Source organism: Marinobacter sp. BW6, from assembly GCF_008107725.1.
Lineage (GTDB): Bacteria > Pseudomonadota > Gammaproteobacteria > Pseudomonadales > Oleiphilaceae > Marinobacter.
In genome coordinates this window covers 695,836-712,475 of sequence record NZ_VIRN01000064.1, presented here as the reverse complement: position 1 = coordinate 712,475, position 16,640 = coordinate 695,836, and the positions used below count along the sequence as shown (strand labels likewise).

Here is a 16,640-nt window from a genome sequence, read left to right as displayed (position 1 = left end):
TGAAGAGGGCCTCCCGGACACCATTCGCGAGGCCCTTATTCGTTCATCTCCAGCGAAGAAAGTGACCCATGGCAAACCAGGCTAACACCTCAGTCCGTCGCGCCCTGATCAGCGTGAGTGATAAAACCGGCATCGTCGATTTCGGACGTGCTCTGACCAAACGCGGCGTTGAGCTGCTCTCTACCGGTGGCACCTACCGGCTCCTGAAAGAAAACAGCATCCCGGTAACGGAAGTCTCTGACTACACCGGTTTTCCCGAGATGATGGATGGCCGGGTAAAAACCCTTCACCCGAAGATCCATGGCGGGATTCTTGGTCGCCGGGGCACCGACGATGCGGTGATGTCCGAGCATGGCATCAGCCCCATTGATATGGTTGTGGTCAATCTCTACCCCTTCGAGGACACCGTGGCGAACCCGGACTGTGATCTGCCGACCGCCATTGAAAATATTGATATCGGCGGGCCGACCATGGTTCGCGCCGCCGCCAAGAATCACAACGACGTTGCCATCGTGGTGAACGCCTCAGATTACAGCCGGGTTCTGAAGGAGCTGGATGCCAACGATGGCCAACTGAGTTACAACACTCGGTTCGATCTGGCGGTCAAGGCGTTTGAGCACACGGCGGGCTACGATGGCGCCATTGCCAATTACCTGGGCGGGCGCACGCCTGATAATGACAACGCTGATTTCCCCCGTACCTTCAACGCCCAGTACGTGAAGGTTCAGGACATGCGTTACGGCGAGAACCCTCATCAGCGTGCCGCGTTCTACGCCGAGCGCAACCCGAAGGAAGCCTGCGTGGCCACGGCCAAACAGCTCCAGGGCAAAGAGCTCAGCTACAACAACGTGGCCGACACCGATGCCGCCCTGGAATGCGTGAAGCCCTTCGCGGATCCGGCCTGCGTGATCGTCAAACACGCCAACCCCTGCGGTGTTGCCATCGGTGCCGATATTCGTCAGGCCTACGATCTGGCCTTCGCCACCGACCCGACATCAGCCTTCGGCGGCATTATTGCCTTCAACCGGGAGCTGGATGCGGAAACCGCCAAAGCCATCATCGATCGTCAGTTTGTGGAAGTGATCATCGCGCCAACTGTCGTTCCGGAAGCGGTGGAACTTATATCCGCCAAGAAGAACGTTCGCCTTCTGGCCTGCGGCGAGTTTGATGGTGATCGTGCGCGCTCCATGGATTACAAGCGTGTGACCGGTGGTCTGCTCGTTCAGGACCGTGACCTGGGCATGGTGGCCATGGAAGACGTTAAGGTGGTAACAGAACGTAAGCCTTCCGAGCAGGAGCTCAATGACTTGCTGTTTGCCTGGGAAGTGGCCAAATACGTCAAGTCTAATGCCATTGTTTACGCCAAGGCCGGTCGCACCATCGGTGTCGGTGCCGGCCAGATGAGCCGGGTCTACAGCGCCAAGATTGCCGGAATCAAGGCCGCTGATGAAGGTCTGGAAGTGAAAGGCTCGGTGATGGCCTCCGACGCCTTTTTCCCGTTCCGGGACGGCATTGACGCAGCCGCAGCGGCGGGCATTACCGCCGTTATTCAGCCTGGCGGGTCCATGCGCGATCAAGAAGTGATTGACGCGGCCAACGAACACGGCATCGCCATGGTCTTCACCGGCATGCGTCATTTCCGGCATTAAGGGAAGATTTGAGAGTGTCGGATTACGCCGTTGGCTAATCCGACCTACGATCTGAAGCTCGAATACAGTAGGTCGGATTAGCCAACGGCGTAATCCGACAACACAGGAATACGCTCATGAATATTCTGGTTATTGGCTCCGGCGGCCGTGAACACGCCCTGGCTTGGAAAGCCGCGCAATCCCCCAAGGCAGACCGTGTTTTTGTAGCGCCCGGAAACGCCGGCTCGGCACGGGAAACCGGCCTGGAAAATGTCGACATCGACGTGATGGACCTGGACGGCCTGGCCAACTTCGCCGCCACCAACCATGTCGGGCTTACCATCGTCGGCCCGGAAGCGCCGCTGGTTGCAGGCATCGTGGACAAGTTCGAGCAGCGCGGCCTGAGGGTCTTCGGCCCGAGTGCTGGCGCTGCCCAGCTTGAAGGCTCCAAGGCTTTCACCAAGGATTTTCTGGCACGCCACAAAATCCCGACAGCCGGCTACGGCAACTTCACTGATGTGGACGAAGCGCTGGCCTATGTTCGCAAACAGGGCGCTCCGATCGTCGTCAAAGCCGATGGCCTCGCTGCCGGTAAAGGCGTGATCGTTGCCATGACCCTGGAAGAAGCCGAAGATGCAATCCGCGACATGCTGGCCGGTAACGCGTTCGGCGATGCCGGCAGCCGTGTAGTCATCGAGGAATTTCTCGAAGGCGAAGAAGCCAGCTTTATCGTGATGGTGGATGGTGAGAACGTACTGGCCATGGCCACCTCCCAGGATCACAAACGGGTGGGCGACGGCGACACCGGTCTCAATACCGGTGGCATGGGCGCCTACTCGCCGGCCCCGGTGGTGACCGCCGATGTTCATCAACGCATCATGGATGAAGTGATCTATCCGACCGTGCGCGGCATGGCGGCCGAGGGCTATCCCTACAAGGGGTTCCTCTACGCCGGCCTGATGATTGATAACAGCGGCACCCCCAAGGTGATCGAATTCAACTGCCGCTTTGGCGACCCGGAAACCCAGCCGATCATGCTGCGCATGAAGTCCGACCTTGTAGAACTGTGCGACGCGGCCATCGACGGCAAGCTGGACCAGTGCGACTCCGAATGGGATGACCGCGCCTCCGTCGGTATCGTGATGGCAGCCGGTGGTTATCCGGGCAGCTATAACAAGGGCGATGCCATTTCCGGTCTGCCGGAGACCGAGACCGAGGGCGAGAAGGTGTTTCACGCCGGCACCCGCCTTAACGGTGACCAAGTGGTCACCAACGGCGGTCGGGTGCTCTGTGCCACGGCGCTTGGCAATACCGTTACCGAAGCCCAGAAACGGGCTTACGAACTGGCCTCACGGATCCAGTGGAACGGCGCCTTCTATCGCAAGGACATCGCATTTCGAGCCATTGCCCGAGAACAGTCCTGACCCCGACTAAAAGGGGCTGAACCAGTCCGCGAAAACGCAGCCCGGTCATTGACCGGGCTTTTTTATGGAGTAATGTAAACGCCTCGCAACGGATGCCAATGAGCCGCCCGACAGGAGCCCCAGATGCAACGCCCTCTTCCACTGAACCTTGTTTTCATTCTGACTGTCTCACTGCTTCTGAGCGCCTGCTCACGCCAAGGCATTTACGAGACAGCCATCGGGCTTGAGCGGTCCTCTGCAGGTCTGGAAGCGGATACCGTGGCTGTCGATAACCTCGAGATCGCCTATCTGAGAAATCATCAGGCGGTTGATGGCGACACCATCGTAATGATCCATGGCTTCGGGGCCAACAAGGACAACTGGACCCGTCTGGCCGGCCACCTGACAGACGATTTTAATGTCTATGCAATCGACCTGCCCGGGCACGGTGACAGCAGCAAACCCCTGGATATCGGCTACCGCCTGGAAGACCAGACAGGCTACGTCGCGCAAATTCTGGAGGCACTGTCGGTAGATAATGCCCACATTATGGGCAACTCCATGGGTGGTGCGATTACCGCACTCTACGCCGCCAACTATCCCGAAAACGTAAAATCGGCGGTGCTATTCGACCCTGCCGGCATTCTGGAATATGAAAGCGAATTGGTGGATCTGGTGATGGAGGGAGACAACCCCCTGATCCCGAAACAGCCCGGAGATTTTGAACGGCTCATGGAGTTTGCCCTTGAGAAAGAGCCCTTTGTGCCATGGCCGATCATGGGCGTGATGGAAGAGCGGGCCATCGCCAACCAGGAAGTCAACGAGGTCATTTTTGCGGCCATTCGTGATGCCGGTTTCGAGTCGGACTTCCGCAATGCGATCACCCGAATTCAGGCCCCGGTCCTGATCATCTGGGGTAAGGAAGACCGGGTTATTAACTACCGAAACGGCGAGGTGTTCGCAGCAGCAATCCCGGATGCCAGGCTTGAACTGATGGAAGGCATCGGCCACGCACCGATGGTGGAGGCCCCGGCCGAATCAGCAGAACTGTTCCGAGCCTTTATCGGCCGACCGGCTGAGTGAGGTCCATTTGAACAATAGTTTCCGCTTTCCACCTTCAGCGACTACAAGGGCACGCCAAAACAGGGTAGCCTAGCAACCATTGTGCTTTTGACGTCCGAACTGATACCCCATGCCTGAAGCGATCTGGATTACCTTTGCCTTCGGCCTTGGCCTGCTGGTCAAGCTTGTTGGTCTCCCTCCTCTTGTTGGCTATCTGGCTGCCGGCTTTGTGCTCAGTGGCATTGCCGAGGCAACGGGTGTGGTAATCGAGGAGACCGGTGTTCTCCAGCACATCGCGCACCTTGGCGTACTCCTCTTGCTGTTCACAGTGGGGTTGAAGCTGAAGCTCCGATCCATCGTCAGTCCTGAAGTGATTGGCGGCAGCCTGCTGCACTTCGGCATCACCTGCGCGGTGTTCACCCCCGGCGTGTACCTCCTGATGGACCTTGATTGGTCGACTGCACTGATGCTGGCCATCGCTTTGTCATTCTCGAGCACGGTGCTGGCAGCCAAAGTGCTCGAATCCAAACGGGAACTGCGGGCGTTCCACGGACGAGTCGCCATCGGCATCTTGATCATGCAGGATCTGATCGCCCTGGTCGTCATGAGCCTTGCCGCCGGCAAGACACCCTCCGAGTGGGCGCTGATTGTGTTCGGGCTCCCGCTGCTTCGACCTCTTCTGTTCAGGTTGCTGGATGCCAGTGGCCACGACGAACTGCTGGTGCTTCTGGGATTGCTTCTAGCGCTCGTTGTCGGCGGGCTTGGCTTTGAGGCAGTCGGTCTCAGCTCGGAGCTCGGCGCGCTGGTTTTCGGTGCCATGCTGGCAAATCATCCTCGTTCCCAGGAGCTCTCCAAATCGCTCTGGAGCGTCAAGGAAGTGTTCCTGGTGGGTTTTTTCCTGCAGATTGGCATTGGCGGTCTGCCCGACGGGGATGCGCTCCTATTCGCAGTAATCGCTGGGCTGGTCCTGCCGCTGAAAGGGGTCCTGTTCTTTTTCCTGCTCCTGGCCTTCCGTTTGCGGGCCCGCAGCGGCTTCCTGAGCGCCCTGGCACTCACCAACTACAGCGAATTCGGCTTGATTGTCGCCAGTGTTGCCCTGCCTGAATGGCTGGTGCCACTGGCGATCTCGGTGTCGCTGTCTTTCCTGTTTTCAGCACCGATCAACCGGTTCGCACATGGTCTTTATGAGCGTTACTCCCAGGATCTCAGCCGGTTTGAGGGCAGCAAGCATCATCCGGATGAACAACCGCTATCGCTGGGCGACACCCGGGTCCTGATCATGGGCATGGGCCGCACAGGCACCGCTGCCTACGACTGGCTTTGCGAGGATCAGCCAAAACTGATGGGACTGGACTCTGATCCGGCAAAGGCCCGCCAACACCAGAAGGAGGGCCGTAATGTGGTCTTCGCCGATGCCGAGGACGCTTCCTTCTGGAACGGCTTGCACATGCCCGCCGTGCAGTCGGTGATTCTCGCCATGGGTGACATAGAGGGCAAACTGATCGCCGCACGGATGCTCCGGAAACTGGGTTTCAAGGGCTTTATCGTGGCCCACACCATGTATGAGGATGAGGCGAAACAGATCCGGGAAGCCGGGGCAGACGAAGCCTATCTGACCATGAGCGAAACCGGCGTGGCCCTGGCCAGCCACCTCATCGACAAAACGCCCGCCAAACCATCCCTGGTTATGGGAAAGTCCGAGTAATCGAGCCAGCCCGCACAGTGCGGTTGTCAGCCTCGCTCAAGCGCACAGGTTCGGAAACCGGTATAGACGTCGTTTCGAAGCGGCAGGTATGCCTGCCGATAGGTGCCTCTGATCAGGCAGGACGATGTCGCACAACTCCCACCTTTGGTGACTTTGTGATCGCCAAACTGCAGGGTGGACATGAACGGATACATATCCACCTTGAAACCGTCGTAAGGCAGAAACTGGTCACTGGTCCACTCCCAGACGGTACCAGTCATCTGGCGGCAGCCAAAGGGACTGTCTCCCTCAGGAAAATCGAACACCGGGTTCTGCGCCATGGCACGCCCGCTCAGATCCGCCAGCTGCTCGGTCGGCGTCGAGTTGCCCCAGGGAAAACGCCGGAAGGGCTCGCCCGGGCGATTACCCAGAGCCGCGACTTCCCACTCGTATTCCGTCGGCAGCCGACGTCCTGCCCACCGGCAATACGCCTCTGCCTCCCAGTAAGTCACGTGGGTGACCGGTGCGTCCGGGTTCAGGGACTGCCAGCGATCGAACAGCCGCTCCTGCCACTGGTCATCGTGCCAGCGCCAGTACAGCGGGTGACGGGGAGCCCGAAACAGCGGTTCTTCACTGCCATGAACAAGGGCCACATCGGATTCAGTCTGAAGCCACTTCTGCCCGCCGAAAGACCAAAGATCGGGTCGCCGATAGCCACCGTCCTCCACAAACGCCATAAACTCGCGATTACTGACCAGGCATTTTGAAATGGCGAACGACCCCAGCTTCACGGTAAACCGTGGTTTTTCATTATCGAAGGCAAAGTCGTCACTGGCGTACCGCTCTGACTCACCGGGCATCCCGATCAGCCACTCCCCTGCCGGAATCAATGCGTCTCCGTCATGCGGATCGCCCGGTGCCGGCCGGTAAAGATCGGGCCCAGGAGGCGCCGGGTAGCCAACGGTCTGTCGGCACCAGATCATCGACTCAATGTGCATGTTCTGGTGGTAGATCGCGTAGCGGTAAAGGTAACGGGCCTGGTCGGTTAGAGGTTCTCTTTCGATCCGCTCAGCAACGCGGTCATAGATGAGGTTGAAGTACTCGAGGGTTTTCTGCCGCCCGGGAAACAGCTCCCTATTCCAGCGGTCGCTGTGCTCGATATGGAAAGAGTCCCAAAGATCGTCCATGGACGGATCATGGCTGGATGTGCCATCCAGCAGGTTGAACACGAACACCTCATAGAAAAAGGCAGCATGGCCCATTTCCCATAGCGGCGGATTGACACCAGGATGATAGGGCACGTCCAGCGCGGGCTCCTGGAGAGAACACACCAGGGTCTCGGTACGCTTCCTTGTCCATTCAAGCTGATCCAGCAATTCCGCCTTTGCCTGATCGATTTGCTCAATCGCTGTCATCTCGCCAACCACTTGTCCAAATACGGTCTGAGCAGCATACCAGAGAGTTCAGAGGCGGGTTAAACAGACTAAGCCCAGACAGCAAGAATGACTGGGACAGCCACCAGGGTTACCAGAAAAGATAAAGGCAGCCCCAGTCGCCAGTAATCGCCAAACCGGTAGCCACCGGGCTCCATAACCAGCGCGTTGGACTGATGCCCCACCGGCGTGAGGAACGCACAGGATGCGCCAATGGCCACTGCCATCAACATGGCGTCTGCGGCAACGCCCAACTGGCCTGAAAGGCTCAAGGCAATGGGGGCAACCAGAATGGCAGCCGCCGCGTTGTTAACAACGTTCGACAGCAGCATCGTACCCATCAGAACAATCGTAACGACCACCCAGACATCGCCCCCGGAGCCAAGCATCAGCATCCAGGACGCAATCAGCTCCGCCCCACCGGTGGTTTCCAGGGCCTGCCCCACGGGAATCATTGCCGCCAACAGGACGATAATGGGCCAGTCGATTGCCCGGTAGGCTTCCGGGTTGCTGAGCACGCCACTGAGAACCATGGCAACGGCGCAGGCAACCAGCGCGACCGGCGGCGATAACCAGCCAATGACGATCGCGGCGATGGCAGCCACAAACAATCCGCCAGCCAGAATCGCGTTGCGTTCACGTCCGAACCGGAGGCCTCGCTCTGCCAGCGGCAGACATCCGAGTCCCTGAAGGGTGACCCGTAATGCTTCCTCCTCACCCTGGAGGAGCAGAATGTCACCGGCCTGAAAGCGAATGTCCCCCAGGCGTCGCTGCAACCTTTGCCCCTGACGTGCAACAGCGACAATATTAAGACCATTCTGCTCACGAAGATTCAGCCTGTTGGCGGTTTTTCCGATCAGACCGGATTCCGGCGTGATGACGGCTTCGATCAAACGAACGTCACCCTCGGACAGTGACTTTTCGCGTGGCTGTTCCGATGCCTTCCCATCTTCATCGGCCTCTTTGGGCGATGGATCCTCTACATTCGCCAACTCAAGTCCGGTGCCGTCCAGAAACTCCTGCAAAGCATCGGTATCCGCTTCCACCAGTAGCAGATCGCCGCCGCGGAGAACGGAAAACATTGATGGCGCCAGCGACCGTTTGTCGTCCCGGATCAGGGCCAGAACCACGACATCCTTCTCGACGTCCGCGTTTGTCAGCAGGCCGTGTAGCGTTGCTCCAATATGTGAGGAGTCGTCAGGCACCCGAAGCTCGGTGACATAATCCCCGACACTGAACAGCTTGCCGCCGTCGTCGGGCTTACCGCGCCTCGGTGTCAGCCGCCACCCCGCCAACGTAATAAAGGCAATGCCCGCCAGAGTGATCGCAAGGCCAACCGGCGCGAAATCAAACATGCCAAAGGAACCCGCTTCCCGGTAACTGGCAATGATGATGTTCGGAGGCGTGCCGATCAGCGTCATGGTCCCCCCAAGCAGAGAACCAAAAGCCAGAGGCATCAGCAGCAGCGAAGGAGACCGCCCGGATTCCCGGGACATCCAGATCGCAACGGGCATCAGAAGTGCAAGCGCACCGACATTGTTTATAAAGCCCGAGCACAGAGCCACCACTGAGGTCAGCATCAGTACCTGCAACGTCGGCCGATGTCCGACCTTACCGAGCAGTCGGGCCAGACGATCAACCACGCCACCGTTGACCAGACCCTGACTGATCACCAGAACCGCAGCCACAGTCACAACTGCAGGGTGACCAAAACCATCAAACAACTGATCGGCTGGCACAATGCCGGCAATGGCGACGGCGAGAAGCGCCAGCAACGCCACCAGATCAAACCGGATCCGATTCCAGACGAACAACACCAGGGCAATACCCAGTATTGAGAAAACAATAGCCTGACTGGCGCTCACTGTACCTCCATGACGTCAGTTCCTGCCCGTCCGATTAAGGCCTGTGTCGGCAAACTTTACAGAAAGTTCAGGGTGGCAGAAGCCTCTGCCCCTAACCTCCTGAAAGGTCTGAAAGTGTATAAACTGGCATACAAACTGAATGTCCGCCAGCAGGAGTTTTTTGCCTGTTTCCCCAAGCCGTATGCGGTCACAGGGCAGTGATCGGATCGAGCAGTTCCGGTATTACCAGCATTTACTGAACGGCCAGCAGTTCGTTTTCCAGGCCCATTCTCTGGGAGAGTCGCCATGAAGGAAAAGCGGCCGCTCGTTTGGTTGTCGGCGGTGTACCCGGTTTTTTCTGTCAGCGGGCCCTTGCTGAGGGACTGGCAGCTTATTCATGTCTCCCCTTCAGACAGGCCTTACACGGGCGAGCGAATCAGCGACGATGCCAGAGTCGGCGTGTTTGATCTGGGCTCGCTGAACGGAGAGCAATTGGCTCACCTGCCCGAGTGGCTGGACACGATCCCTGTCCAGCACTGGGTCGCTACGCTGGAATCTCATCAGATCCAGAGCCCGGAAATCTGTGCTCTGATCAATCGTTACTGTAGGGACTACCACACACTGCCGCTCCAGGCCGACCGACTCAATGCCATTCTCGGCCACCTGTGGGGAATGTCTGAGCTGCAGGCGAAGGCGTCCCGGACAAAACCCGCCTGTTATCACGACGTTGCTCTTGAGGGCGAGTCTCTGGCGATCCGGCATGTCAGAGAGTTGTTGCAGAAGTTCGCAGGGACGGAAGAATCCGTGCTGATCTATGGCGAGAACGGAACCGGCAAGGAAGCCGCAGCCAGATTCATTCACGACAACTCACCACGTAAAAACAGGCCGCTGATTGCAGTCAACTGTGCAGCCTTGCCACGCTCTTTAACCCAGAACGAGCTCTTCGGCCATGAAAAAGGGGCATTCACCCATGCCATGAGTGTCCAAAAAGGGCGAATTGAAGCGGCAAATGGCGGCACTCTTTTACTGATCGGTGTCGATGAACTTTGCTCCGAGCAACAATCGGCCATTCTGCGCTTCCTACAAGAGGGCCTTATAGAGCGCTTGGGCTCCAATCATCCCATCAGCGTCGACACCCGACTCATTGCAACAAGCACCCAGCCGCTCGAACAGCTGGTCAAAACCGGGGCTTTCCGAAGTGATGTGTTTTATCGGCTTGGGAGCCTGCATGTAATCTTGCCTCCGCTGCGGGAACGCAAGGAAGACATTCCCGTTCTGGCCAGCCGGATACTCTCGGCCACACCTTCATCAAAAGGCGTCCGACGCCTCAGTGACGATGCATTGATTTGCCTCGCTGGGCACCCCTGGCCGGGCAACCTCAGGGAGCTGCAAAATCGCTTACGTCAGGCCGTATTACTGGGGGAAAACCCACAGATCGGGGCCGAAGATATGGGCTTTGCGGCAAACCCGGGGGTTCACCAAGACCGTAGCCGGGAACTCTCACTGGACGCCTTTCGCTCCAGAGCGGATCGACAGGCAATCTCAGTAAGTCTCGCGCTTGCCCACAATAACGTGTCAGCAGCTGCCCGGCTTCTGAATATTTCACGAGTTTCGCTCTACCGGCTGATGGATAAGCACTGTGTGCCTCATGGCGCTTCAACCCGGCCACAGAGAGAAAACTGAAGGAGATGGCCACATGAATAAATACATACTATGGCTCACCCCGATGATTGCTCTGAGCTGCTCAATGTTGGCTGAAGCCGCTCAGGCAGACAGGGATGCCACACCCGTCCCGTCGGGTGCCCGGACAACCGCCGACGAAAGCCATGACCCAGCAACCGACATTGCCTCCATTACCGCGGACCGGGGTATCGTCACGCGGCCGGGCCGGTTTACCATCGAGCCATCCTTCTCACATGCCCACAGCAACTCAACGGCAGTCGCGATCGAAGGTTACACGGTGATCCCTGCCCTGTTGATCGGACTGATCAACATTTCCGAGATCCAGCGCGATATTTTCGTCGGGGCCATATCACTCAAATATGGCTTTACCAGCAAGTTTGAAGCGGCGGTGCGCGTGCCCTATCTGAGCATCAGTGAGGATCTGAGAGAGCGTGATGTTTTCCAGGGTACACCGGTGGACACACTGCGCGAATCCTCCGGAGAGGGTCTCGGTGATGTTGAAGTTTCAACTCGCTATCAGTTAACCGATGGCCTGGACGGCTGGCCCTACGTGATTGGCGCGCTGCGGGTGAGAGCGCCGACGGGCGAGGGCCCCTACGACGTTGACCAGAGGGTCATCGAGGATGATCAGGGCAATCCGATTGGCATCGAACTGGAAAGCCGGCCAACAGGTTCAGGCTTCTGGGCCTTCGAACCCGGACTCTCATTCATCTACCCGACCGACCCGGCCGTGTTGTTCGGCAATCTGAGTTATGTCTGGACTCTCAAAGAGGAGCAAGGCTTTGAAAACGGAGGCACGGTCGACCCCGGCGACATCGTGCGTTTTGGCTTCGGGATGGGGTTCGCCTTTAACGATCGCACGTCATTCAGCCTGGGCTATGACCACTCGATCATTCGAAAAACCACTTTCGAGAGGGACATTGATCTCTTCGAATCCAATTTCGACCGTATTCAGATCGGATCACTGTCATTCGGGCTGTCCCAGCGCCTGTCGCAGTCCACATCTCTTAGCCTGACGGTAAGCATTGGCGTTACTGAGAACGCGCCTAACAGCGAGATTACACTCAAGCTTCCGATCAGTCTCTAGGGAGGAATCGCGAATCTCTCAGCGGCCAAGCAACTGGATCAGCTGATCACTGAACCGGGCCGGGAACTGATTCCCGACACCCAGATTGTTCAGTTCGATATTCAGCTGATGCATATTCTGTATCACAGTGCTATCGAGGCTGTTCTGAACCACCGTCATCCAGCCATTGGGACCCGCCATCTGGCTGGCTACCCGCGCACCGCCGCTGCGGTTCGCGCTGATCACTTCCAGTACGGTTTCCATTTGATGGTCCACCAGACCGCCGTTGACCGCCTGGTTGAGGTTGGGAATGGTCAGGCGATTGACCACCAGGGTGTCACCGTTAATACCGACAATCTGCTCCAGACCGATACTGATCTCCAGGTTATCCATCAGGAAGCCACCCCGATATTCAGACAGTTCCGGATCACTCAGGGGCGCAACACCAAGGGCCAGCTCTGCCTGGACCGATGGCGACACCGTTGCAAATGAAACAACCAGTAACGCTATGGCTGGCATCCGGGGCATCATGATTATCACCATTCCCTAGAAGAGGGCCAGTAAGGCAATGTGTGCCCGAGCGAAGGACCACTCAAGCCTCTCTGTATCGGCGCCCTGGCCACTTGGGGCCACTGTCCCTCGCCGAGAAATCCGCCCCGACCCTGCTCAAGATGACTGCGAATAATAAAGGCAGTACCGTTCCAGTACTCGCTGAATTTTGAGTAGGAATAAACCTTCAACCCCCGCGCCGGATCCCCCACCAGGACCTCATCGTCACTGATCCCTTTGATCAGAACAAAATGCCGGAAGCCATTTATGTTTAGCAATACAATCATGGGCAGGCGCACTTTCTCCTTCAGGCCGCTCAATGGCATGCGAAAACCGTCGGCCTGGTACCCTCTGGCCTCCAGATAGCGCTTCATATCTAGCATGGAGAAACCGTCCCGGCGTACTTTCTGCTCGTCCGCGAGAGTAAGCATCTCGATGAAAACATCGTGCTCTGTTACCTGGTCCTCATAGTGAAAGGACAACAACGAAGCAATCGCGGCAGAGCCGCAACTGAAGTCGTATTGCTGCCGCATCACGGAATCAAACCGGCGGTTCTCAAAACTGGTAACGTTTACCCGAACATCGCCGCCAATGCCCGGCACCATGACCGAGCCGGCAAATGCAGTGGACCACAGCAGCCCGGCACTCGCGCAAACTGCGACAAGAACCTTCCTGGTCATGGCCCACCTCCTTCAGTGATTGATCAGTATGTTGATCTGGGTACTGTCCTGAATGACCACCTGGTTGCCGGTGTTCTGGATAACCGTGGCAACCCCGCTCATGTTGCCGAACGCGTTGTCGGAAATACTGTTATCACCTGTGACAACATTTCCCGACAGCAGGTTATCGGACACATTCGCATTCTGCTGGTTATCGTTAATCTGCCACTGCATCGGGATTCCCTGGCGACCACTTGAATCCGCCAGCTGATCCGCCGACATCGGCGCGGCATCCAGCCACTCTTCGGCCGAAACCAATCCCGCTGCCGTGAACAATAACGTCAGCAAGGCAGCCTTCAGTTTCCATCTGATGACGTAACCCATGGCAGTTCTCCCGGAATAACCGGGCCGCACCCGTTAAGGCGCGGCCCGAATTCCTTACTGGGTGCCGCCACCGCTGCCGGTGGACAGGTTGGACATTACACTGACGTTCGCCTGTGTAACGCTGCCATTGCCTGCGTTCTGGGCAAAGGCCCCGACGCCGGTGTAATTGGCTGAGCCACCAGAGATCTCGTTTCTGTTGCGAGCATCAGTGTAGGAAGCTCTGCCGTTGGCATCACCATAAGTGGTTGAAGAACCCGATACGCTTCCATCCAGATCCGCGTTATTCAGGAACACATCCAGGTCCAGCGCCAGGGAATTATCGGAATTGTCTGAGTTATCAGACGAATCGTTTCCGCTGTCAGCGATCTTGAATGAATCGTTCACGCTGGTGCTGTTGTCAGAGTTATCTGAGTTGTCAGAGTTATCTGAATTGTCAGAATTATCGCTGTTATCTGAATTGTCTGAGTTATCAGATGAATCATTGCCACTATCAGCGATCTTGAACGAATCAGCCACATCAGTGCTGTTATCCGAATTGTCCGAGTTATCGGAGTTATCCGAATTATCGGAGTTATCCGAATTGTCCGATTTATCGTTAGCGGTGTCCGCTATCTTGAATGAATCGGCCACATCAGTGCTGTTATCCGAATTGTCCGAGTTATCGGAGTTATCCGAATTATCGGAGTTATCCGAATTGTCCGATTTATCGTTAGCGGCATCCGCTATCTTGAATGAATCGGCAACGTCGGTACTGTTGTCCGAGTTATTCGAGTTGTCGGAATTATCTGTATTGTCCGAATTGTCATTCCCGCTGTCGGCGATCTTGAACGAGTCGGCCACATCAGTGCTGTTATCGGAACTATCGGAATTGTCCGAGTTGTTGGTGTTATCAGAATTGTCGTTACCGGAGTCAGTATTGCCGGATTGGTCGTTGTTGGCCGTGGAGGTATTGTCCGCGTTGGTATTCGGATCTCCATCTCCTCCCTGGTCAGCGTAGGCAAAACCGGAAACGCCCAGACTCATTGCGATGGCAGCTGCTAGCAGTGTTTTTTTGGTATTCATGATGTCATTTCCTTTGAAGTTATTGGCTTTTAAGGGATCCGACCCAACCCGCTAGCCTTCGGGTAAGCCAAGGTTCAGACCCGCCAGAACAAAGGAGCGATTCCCGTGCCAGAATTTAGAAATCGATCCCACCCATCTGTTTTTTCAACAATTTCTACAGATCAGTCGAGAACTGGCAAGGCTTTACGGCAGGGAAACTGTTTCAGGGATGAAACAGGGAAGGCATACGAAAAACACTGAACCGGCTGTTTATAACCTTTTTTCAAACACATACGTAAAATGCACAGTGTCAGAAAACACAAAACCCCGCAAAATGCGGGGTTTTGGGATTAGAAGCGAGCCCGAAGACCCGCTTCAGCAACGCCTGAACCGTCGATTAGCCGAACTGGTTCATGGTGTTGTCTTTACCACCAGCCTTCAGGGCCGCATCACCAGCGAAGAATTCCTTGTGGTCGTCACCAATGTTGGAACCAGCCATGTCCTGATGCTTAACGGTAGCGATACCCTGACGGATTTCCTTGCGCTGTACACCGGCAACATAGGCCAGCATGCCTTCGTCACCGAAGTAGCCCTTGGCCAGGTTGTCTGTGGACAGGGCCGCAGTGTGGTAGGTCGGCAGGGTGATCAGGTGGTGGAAGATACCTGCTTCGCGTGAACCGTCACGCTGGAAGTTACGGCACCACTCATCCGCCAGCTGACCCAGCTCGGTGTTGTCGTACTCTTCGCTCATCAGCTTGGCGCGGTCGTAGGCAGAAACGTCCTTGCCTTCTTCCTGCCATGCGTCGAATACCTGCTGACGGAAGTTCAGGGTCCAGTTGAAGGACGGGCTGTTGTTGTAAACCAGCTTGGCATCGGGAACCACTTCCTTGATGCGGTTAACCATGGCAGCGATCTGGCCAACGTGCGGCTTCTCGGTTTCGATCCACAGCAGGTCTGCGCCGTTCTGCAGGCTGGTGATGCAGTCCAGCACAACACGGTCTTCGCCAGTGCCCGGCTTGAACTGGAACAGGCCAGACGCCAGACGCTTCGGACGAACCAGCTGGCCCTTCTGCTTGATCACAACGTCTCCGTTGTTGATATCTTCAGCCTTCTCGATCACTTCACCATCGATGAAGCTGTTGTACTGGTCGCCCAGATCGCCCGGCTCTTCAGTCACAGCGATTTTCTGAGTGAGGCCAGCGCCCAGTGAGTCAGTACGGGCAACAATAACGCCGTCATCCACACCCAGCTCGAGGAACGCCAGACGAACGGCGTTGATCTTGGACAGGAAGTCAGCGTGCGGCACGGTTACCTTGCCGTCCTGGTGACCACACTGCTTCTCGTCAGAAACCTGGTTTTCGATCTGGATGCAGCAGGCACCGGCTTCAATCATCTGCTTGGCCAGCAGGTAAGTCGCTTCTGCGTTACCGAAGCCAGCATCGATGTCGGCAATGATTGGCACAACGTGAGTTTCGTGGCTGTCGATCTGCTTGATCAGCTCTTCGGCCTTGGCGTTGTCGCCCGCGTTCTCAGCTTCTTCCAGGGCGCGGAACAGGTGGTTCAGTTCCCAGGCATCGGCCTGACGCAGGAAGGTGTAGAGCTCTTCAATCAGACCGGATACAGCAGTCTTCTCGTGCATGGACTGGTCAGGCAGCGGGCCGAACTCGGAACGCAGGGCAGCAACCATCCAGCCAGACAGGTAAAGGTAACGACGCTTGGTGGTACCGAAGTGCTTCTTGATGGACAGCATCTTCTGCTGACCGATGAAACCGTGCCAGCAGCCTAGGGACTGGGTGTACTGGGAAGTGTCGTTGTCGTAGTTCGCCATGTCTTCGCGCATGATCTTGGCGGTGTACTTGGCGATGTCCAGACCGGTCTTGAACTTGTTCTGGGCGCGCATGCGAGCGGCGTGCTTCGGGTTGATAGCATTCCAGGTCGGGTGCTGCTTCAACAGGGAAGCAATCTGGTCGACGTCTTGTGCGTAGGGCATGTTCTCAATCCTTTCTACGTTGGTTTTCTAAGTCGATGCGGAGAAGCGTACAGCAACTTCCGAAGCCAACAACCTGCTCACTTTTTGAGCGAAGCGCTGACGTTGATGGTTACTTTAGTGGTTTCAAATTTATAATTGAAATTTATATGATCTATTTTCAGCATTTTTCTGGTGAATACCAAAAGGGCCAGGCAATTGAGCTGGATCAAGGTGC

General features: G+C 56.7%; 13 protein-coding genes. 6 read left to right on the top strand and 7 right to left on the bottom strand.

Annotation, left to right across the window (positions count from 1 at the left end; genetic code table 11):
- The first annotated feature begins 68 nt into the window (after positions 1-68).
- The 4 genes from purH to FMN52_RS11770 all read left to right on the top strand — a co-directional run bounded on the left by purH (position 69) and on the right by FMN52_RS11770 (position 5,798).
- Positions 69-1,649: a bifunctional phosphoribosylaminoimidazolecarboxamide formyltransferase/IMP cyclohydrolase gene (gene purH, locus FMN52_RS11785; protein ID WP_148608797.1), complete on the top strand. Its 1,581-nt coding sequence runs from the start codon at positions 69-71 to the stop codon at positions 1,647-1,649.
- A 116-nt stretch (positions 1,650-1,765) separates the two neighbouring features.
- Positions 1,766-3,052, top strand: a complete 1,287-nt coding sequence (purD, locus tag FMN52_RS11780) for a phosphoribosylamine--glycine ligase (protein ID WP_148608796.1) — start codon at positions 1,766-1,768, stop codon at positions 3,050-3,052.
- A gap of 123 nt (positions 3,053-3,175) precedes the next feature.
- Positions 3,176-4,114 carry an alpha/beta fold hydrolase gene (locus tag FMN52_RS11775; protein WP_148608795.1) on the top strand — a complete coding sequence of 313 codons (939 nt, stop codon included), beginning with the start codon at positions 3,176-3,178 and terminating at the stop codon, positions 4,112-4,114.
- A gap of 109 nt (positions 4,115-4,223) precedes the next feature.
- Positions 4,224-5,798 carry a cation:proton antiporter family protein gene (locus FMN52_RS11770; RefSeq protein WP_148608794.1) on the top strand — a complete coding sequence of 525 codons (1,575 nt, stop codon included), beginning with the start codon at positions 4,224-4,226 and terminating at the stop codon, positions 5,796-5,798.
- A 26-nt stretch (positions 5,799-5,824) separates the two neighbouring features.
- On the opposite strand, the gene senA is transcribed toward FMN52_RS11770, so the two are convergent.
- Positions 5,825-7,192 carry a selenoneine synthase SenA gene (gene senA, locus FMN52_RS11765; protein WP_148608793.1) on the bottom strand — a complete coding sequence of 456 codons (1,368 nt, stop codon included), beginning with the start codon at positions 7,190-7,192 and terminating at the stop codon, positions 5,825-5,827.
- Positions 7,193-7,260: 68 nt separating this feature from the next.
- The gene (locus FMN52_RS11760) at positions 7,261-9,075 is read right to left on the bottom strand and encodes an SLC13 family permease (RefSeq protein ID WP_148608792.1); all 1,815 of its coding nucleotides are present in this window, start codon (positions 9,073-9,075) and stop codon (positions 7,261-7,263) included.
- Positions 9,076-9,360: 285 nt separating this feature from the next.
- Between FMN52_RS11760 and FMN52_RS11755 the strand changes: the two genes are divergently transcribed.
- Both FMN52_RS11755 and FMN52_RS11750 read left to right on the top strand, forming a co-directional pair.
- Positions 9,361-10,737, top strand: coding sequence for a sigma-54 dependent transcriptional regulator (locus FMN52_RS11755; RefSeq protein ID WP_148608791.1), 1,377 nt, complete (start codon positions 9,361-9,363; stop codon positions 10,735-10,737).
- Positions 10,738-10,750: 13 nt separating this feature from the next.
- Positions 10,751-11,824, top strand: a complete 1,074-nt coding sequence (locus tag FMN52_RS11750) for a transporter (protein ID WP_148608790.1) — start codon at positions 10,751-10,753, stop codon at positions 11,822-11,824.
- An 18-nt stretch (positions 11,825-11,842) separates the two neighbouring features.
- Here the strand turns inward: FMN52_RS11750 and FMN52_RS11745 are convergent, their stop codons facing one another.
- The 5 genes from FMN52_RS11745 to FMN52_RS11725 all read right to left on the bottom strand — a co-directional run bounded on the left by FMN52_RS11745 (position 11,843) and on the right by FMN52_RS11725 (position 16,426).
- Positions 11,843-12,334: a hypothetical protein gene (locus FMN52_RS11745; protein WP_240339470.1), complete on the bottom strand. Its 492-nt coding sequence runs from the start codon at positions 12,332-12,334 to the stop codon at positions 11,843-11,845.
- Between the two features lie 5 nt (positions 12,335-12,339).
- A complete protein-coding gene (locus FMN52_RS11740; RefSeq protein ID WP_148608789.1) occupies positions 12,340-13,032 on the bottom strand; it encodes a C39 family peptidase in 693 nt (230 codons plus the stop codon).
- A gap of 12 nt (positions 13,033-13,044) precedes the next feature.
- Positions 13,045-13,395: a hypothetical protein gene (locus tag FMN52_RS11735; protein ID WP_148608788.1), complete on the bottom strand. Its 351-nt coding sequence runs from the start codon at positions 13,393-13,395 to the stop codon at positions 13,045-13,047.
- A 54-nt stretch (positions 13,396-13,449) separates the two neighbouring features.
- Positions 13,450-14,457, bottom strand: coding sequence for a hypothetical protein (locus FMN52_RS11730; RefSeq protein WP_148608787.1), 1,008 nt, complete (start codon positions 14,455-14,457; stop codon positions 13,450-13,452).
- A gap of 376 nt (positions 14,458-14,833) precedes the next feature.
- A complete protein-coding gene (locus tag FMN52_RS11725) occupies positions 14,834-16,426 on the bottom strand; it encodes an isocitrate lyase (RefSeq protein ID WP_148608786.1) in 1,593 nt (530 codons plus the stop codon).
- Positions 16,427-16,640: the final 214 nt, after the last annotated feature.

What these genes read in the sequence shown, in the direction of transcription:
- FMN52_RS11770 (WP_148608794.1), top strand. Translation starts at nt 4,224, where the DNA reads ATGCCTGAAGCGATCTGGATTACCTTTGCCTTCGGCCTTGGCCTGCTG.
- senA (WP_148608793.1), bottom strand. Translation starts at nt 7,192, where the DNA reads ATGACAGCGATTGAGCAAATCGATCAGGCAAAGGCGGAATTGCTGGAT.
- purH (WP_148608797.1), top strand. Translation starts at nt 69, where the DNA reads ATGGCAAACCAGGCTAACACCTCAGTCCGTCGCGCCCTGATCAGCGTG.
- FMN52_RS11745 (WP_240339470.1), bottom strand. Translation starts at nt 12,334, where the DNA reads ATGATGCCCCGGATGCCAGCCATAGCGTTACTGGTTGTTTCATTTGCA.
- FMN52_RS11740 (WP_148608789.1), bottom strand. Translation starts at nt 13,032, where the DNA reads ATGACCAGGAAGGTTCTTGTCGCAGTTTGCGCGAGTGCCGGGCTGCTG.
- FMN52_RS11775 (WP_148608795.1), top strand. Translation starts at nt 3,176, where the DNA reads ATGCAACGCCCTCTTCCACTGAACCTTGTTTTCATTCTGACTGTCTCA.
- FMN52_RS11730 (WP_148608787.1), bottom strand. Translation starts at nt 14,457, where the DNA reads ATGAATACCAAAAAAACACTGCTAGCAGCTGCCATCGCAATGAGTCTG.
- FMN52_RS11755 (WP_148608791.1), top strand. Translation starts at nt 9,361, where the DNA reads ATGAAGGAAAAGCGGCCGCTCGTTTGGTTGTCGGCGGTGTACCCGGTT.
- FMN52_RS11750 (WP_148608790.1), top strand. Translation starts at nt 10,751, where the DNA reads ATGAATAAATACATACTATGGCTCACCCCGATGATTGCTCTGAGCTGC.
- FMN52_RS11725 (WP_148608786.1), bottom strand. Translation starts at nt 16,426, where the DNA reads ATGCCCTACGCACAAGACGTCGACCAGATTGCTTCCCTGTTGAAGCAG.
- FMN52_RS11735 (WP_148608788.1), bottom strand. Translation starts at nt 13,395, where the DNA reads ATGGGTTACGTCATCAGATGGAAACTGAAGGCTGCCTTGCTGACGTTA.
- purD (WP_148608796.1), top strand. Translation starts at nt 1,766, where the DNA reads ATGAATATTCTGGTTATTGGCTCCGGCGGCCGTGAACACGCCCTGGCT.